Genomic DNA, 4,011 nt, shown 5'->3' on the forward strand with positions numbered 1-4,011 from the left:
AAGCGCTCCTTGAGCTTGTTGCCGCCGCCGAAGCCACCGCCCCGCGCCCCGGCGCCGTCCTCGGCATCGGTCCGCCCGCCCGGCGGCTGTCCCCCGCCCGGCGCCGGCACGCCGTCGGGCAGCTGCATGCCATCAGGGAGCTCCATCCCGTCAGGAAGCTCCATCCCGTCCGGCAACTGCATGCCGTCCGGCAACTGCATGCCGTCCGGCGGGTCCATCCCGGCCGGCGGCTGCCTGCCGCCGGGGAAGCCGCCCAGGCCACCCGCGTCGTGCGGGCCCTGCCCGGCGTCGCCGCTGAAGGTGAGGTTGTAGTCCCAGCCGATCACCGAGAACTTGCCGGTGTCCAGGTCGTACCAGAGGTAGTAGTTGCGGCCCGGACCGGCCATGTCGTCGAAGTTGAGCAGCAGGTTCTGCCACGCGGCGTAGCGGGCGAACGCCGCCACGTCGACGTGGTCGGCCAGTTGGTCGGCGAACTCGGCGTCGGTGCTGTGCTCGACCCACTGCACCAGGTCGATGACCGGTTGCAGGTCCTGGCTGCCCTTCCTGGTGATCTGCTTGAAGTCGTCGGCGTACTCGGTCGGGTCATCACCCTGGTCGGTGAAGCGGCCGGTGGCCAGCGACTTGTAGAGCACCCCGGAGCCGCCCATGTCGTCGGCGAAGTTGCCGTCCGGGTGCTCCACCAGCAGCCGTGCGGTGGCCGGGCGGCCGTTCACCGTGAAGCTGGTGTACGCGTACCGCTGGGCCACCTCGCCCGTACGGGCCAGCAGGTCGAGCGCCAGGGCCTCGTTGAGCACCGTCGAGCCGCCGCCCATGCCCGCGACGCGTACGGCGACCTCCCGGTGACCCTGGTAGCGGCGGCCCTCGACGAACTCGTCGAAGCGGATCAGCCACGGCAGCGTCTCCGGCTCCTCGGCCTTGAGCCCGGCCCGGCCGAAGCCCCCGCGACCGCCGCGACCGCTCGGCCGGGCCTGACCGTTGCGGGTGAGCCCGCCCAGCGTCGAGTTGCCCTTGAGCCGGATGCCCACGCTGGGCATCGTGGTGCCGTCGACGGTCAGGTCGGCCTCGACGTACTCCTTCTCCCCCTCGGCGTAGTACGTGTCCAGCATCCGCTGGTAGTTCTCGTCCCGGAAAGTGATCTTGACGGTGTGCGCGGTGCCCGCGTCGAACAGCTCGGTGGTGCCCGCGATGTCCTGGGTGATCTCGTCGCCGGCCCGGTCGTCGGGGCTGGTGACGTACGGCTGCACCCGTACGGTGCTCACCACGACCGTCAGCACCAGCACCAGAGCGAGGCAGCCGGCCAGCAGCTTCCAGTAGTGCCGCACCCGTACCGGAATACGGTGCCGAAGCCCCCGGACCGGCATCACAGATCCGTCTGGTCGTAGCCGGTCAGGACGGTGACCTTCTGGCCCGCGGTGCGCTCGCTGAGCGCGGCGATGAGCCGGCCCGGCTCCTCGCCCTTCTTCAGCCGCACCGTGTACATGATCTCGGTGAGCGCCCCGCCGCGGATGGACTCCATGCTGACCAGCTCGAACTCGCTGGTGAAGCGGATCAGCACGTCCTGCAGCCCGGCCGTGTGGTCCTCGTCGGCCGGGACCTGGACCTTGACCACCTGGCGCTGCACGTCCAGGGCGAACCAGTTGAAGCGGTACATCACCACGATGATCAGGCTGATCGCGACGGCGGCGACGATCCCGAGGGTGTAGAAGCGGGTGCCGACGGCCATGCCCACGCCCATCACCAGGAAGATGAAGCCGACGTCGCGGGTCTCTTTGATGGCGTTCCGGAAACGCACCACCGACAGGGCGCCGACCAGGGCGAACGCGCGGGCGATGTTGGAACCGACGACCAGCATGATGAGCGCGATCAGCATGCCGAGGATGACCAGCGTCTGCACGTAGGACTGGCTGTAGGACACGTTGCGGTGGGTGAAGCGGTACACCCAGCCGATGCCGGCGCTGAGCACGAAGGACAGCGACAGGGCGATGGCGATGTCGGCCATGCTGAACGTGCCGGACAGGTCCTGGAACGAGAAGTCCATGGTTATCGAGCCTCATTTCGGGTCAGCGCGACGGTGGGGTCGTCGCCGGGCACGTGGAAGACCGAGCGCGGGGCCCGGCCGAAGGCCTCGACGCTCTGGCAGTACTTGGACATCCGGACGACCGAGAGGTTGGCGCGGGCGGCGAGGTCGGTGAGCCAGTACGGCACCCGCTCGTTCGCCTTGATCTCCAGCACCGCGAGCCGGGCCGGGACCACGAGCCGGTTCGTGGTGTCCGCGCCCAGGTGGAAGTCACGGTCCCGGCCACGGATGCGGTGGTCGAGGGTGACCCGCAGGCCCACGTCGGCGTCGCGCCCGACGAAGGCCTCCCGCTGATATCCGGTGATCGCCGTCGGGCGCAGCTCCAGCCCGGCGACCAGGCCCAGGACCTCCTCGAGGAACGCCCGCTGGGCCGGGTCGTGCTCGACCATCTCCCGGCCGTCGCACAGCTGCCGGGCCAGCGCGTACGGCAGCGCCACCCGGCGTTTCTGGGTGACCCGGTTGACCCGCTGTTTGATCTCGACGTACACGGTCGTGTCGTCGTCGATCGTGAACCGGTCGCCGTAGTGGCGGATCCGCAGCTTGCGGCGGAACTTCAGGCCCTCGATCTTCTCCCAGTAGAACCGCAGCCCGGTGGTGTCGTAGTAGACGCTCCAGACGCCGTACCCGGTGGCCCCGCCGTGGGTGTCGCGGTGCAGCCGCCGGGCGAAGTGCTCGCGCAGGGCGGGCACCTCGCCGCTGGGCACCAGGTACTTGATCTCGTAGCGGTTGAAGGCGTGCAGCCGGCTGGGCGCGCGCAGAGCGTGCCCGGCCTCGTCGATGCCGCCAGGCTCGAGGCGGTGGCCCGCCGGGGCGTCCGGGTCCTCGGGTGGATCACCGGTGCTGACCGGGCCGGGGCGGCGGCGCAGCGAGAAGCGCATGGACGGTTCCGTTCTCTGGTCGTCGCTGACAGACCAGAGCAGACCAAACGATTCCGGGTGTTACCTCCGTGCTACCTCAAAGGTTTACGTGAATGCCGGGTGAACGCGGGGTCAACTCGCGGGGGCGGCGGCGAGCAGCGCGGCGGTCGCGGTGGCGAACATGGTGGACTTGATGCTGCCCAGGGTGACGCGGTCCTTGCCGGCGAGCGGGCGCACCGCCTCGGTGGCCGCGGCGACCAGACCGGCTTCGTCGGCCGCCCGGTCGATCAGCCCGGTCGCGACCGCCGTGGGCGCGTCGAAGCGCCGGCCGGTGGTCATCGCGGCGATCGCGGCGGCCGGGGTCACCTTGGCCTGGATCAGCGCGGCCATCCCGGGCGTGAACGGGATGGTGATGTCGACCTCGGGGAAGCAGAAGTAGCCGCGGTCGGCCCGCATGATCCGGAAGTCGTGGGCCATCGCCAGCATCGCCCCGGCCCCGAAGGCGTGCCCGTTGATCGCCGCGATGGTCGGCACCGGCAGGGTGAGCAGCCGGGCCAGCAGCCGTTGCACGTCGGAGAGGTACTGCGGCGCCCGGTCCCCGTTCTCGCCGAGCCAGCCCAGGTCCAGGCCGTTGGAGAAGAACTTGCCCTGGCCGGTGGTGACCAGCGCGGCCGCCTCGGAGCCCTGCACGACGACGTCGAGCAGGTCGTTGACGCCGACGATCCAGGACGGCGAGAAGCGGTTCTCGTCATCGCCGAGGTCGAGGACGTGGACGGGGTGGTCCTGGTGCAGGGTCGGCATGTCAGCCCTTCCGGGTCGGTGGTGCGGGCGGCGGGAGGTCGAGCACGGCGCGGACGGCCGCGGCGAGGCGCCGGCGGTGGTCGGCGTCGATGTGCACAGTGCCGTCGGCGGACGGGCCGGTCAGGGCGCGGCGGAAGAGGGCCGTGGGCAGGTCGACCACGCAGGTGGTGACGACTTCCACGGCGTACCGGTCGCGGCGGTCCCAGAGCAGCTCGGCCAGCCGGATCAGGATCTGCACCAGCCGGGCGTCGAGCCCGTGCAGGGCGTCGGCGTCGG

The 4,011-nt window shown here is 70.6% G+C and carries 4 protein-coding genes and 1 pseudogene; all 5 read right to left on the reverse strand.

What is annotated here, in order from left to right; all coding sequences use genetic code 11:
* Positions 1 to 1,322 (reverse strand): CotH kinase family protein (locus AB0C29_RS37075; RefSeq protein ID WP_360830584.1); only part of this gene is annotated, 1,322 nt, incomplete at its 3' end.
* Between the two features lie 38 nt (positions 1,323 to 1,360).
* Complete coding sequence (locus AB0C29_RS37080; protein ID WP_360830587.1) at positions 1,361 to 2,038, reverse strand: DUF4956 domain-containing protein; 678 nt, start codon at positions 2,036 to 2,038, stop codon at positions 1,361 to 1,363.
* Positions 2,039 to 2,040: 2 nt separating this feature from the next.
* Entirely contained in the window at positions 2,041 to 2,955 is a 915-nt protein-coding gene (locus AB0C29_RS37085; protein ID WP_360830590.1) for a polyphosphate polymerase domain-containing protein, read from the reverse strand.
* Between the two features lie 111 nt (positions 2,956 to 3,066).
* Positions 3,067 to 3,735: an enoyl-CoA hydratase-related protein gene (locus AB0C29_RS37090; RefSeq protein ID WP_360830593.1), complete on the reverse strand. Its 669-nt coding sequence runs from the start codon at positions 3,733 to 3,735 to the stop codon at positions 3,067 to 3,069.
* A gap of 1 nt (position 3,736) precedes the next feature.
* Positions 3,737 to 4,011, reverse strand: a pseudogene (locus tag AB0C29_RS37095) (hypothetical protein); the annotation flags it as partial.

The sequence above is a fragment of the Actinoplanes sp. NPDC048791 genome (assembly GCF_040650095.1).
GTDB lineage: Bacteria > Actinomycetota > Actinomycetes > Mycobacteriales > Micromonosporaceae > Actinoplanes.

What these genes read in the sequence shown, in the direction of transcription:
- AB0C29_RS37080 (WP_360830587.1), bottom strand. Translation starts at nt 2,038, where the DNA reads ATGGACTTCTCGTTCCAGGACCTGTCCGGCACGTTCAGCATGGCCGAC.
- AB0C29_RS37085 (WP_360830590.1), bottom strand. Translation starts at nt 2,955, where the DNA reads ATGCGCTTCTCGCTGCGCCGCCGCCCCGGCCCGGTCAGCACCGGTGAT.
- AB0C29_RS37090 (WP_360830593.1), bottom strand. Translation starts at nt 3,735, where the DNA reads ATGCCGACCCTGCACCAGGACCACCCCGTCCACGTCCTCGACCTCGGC.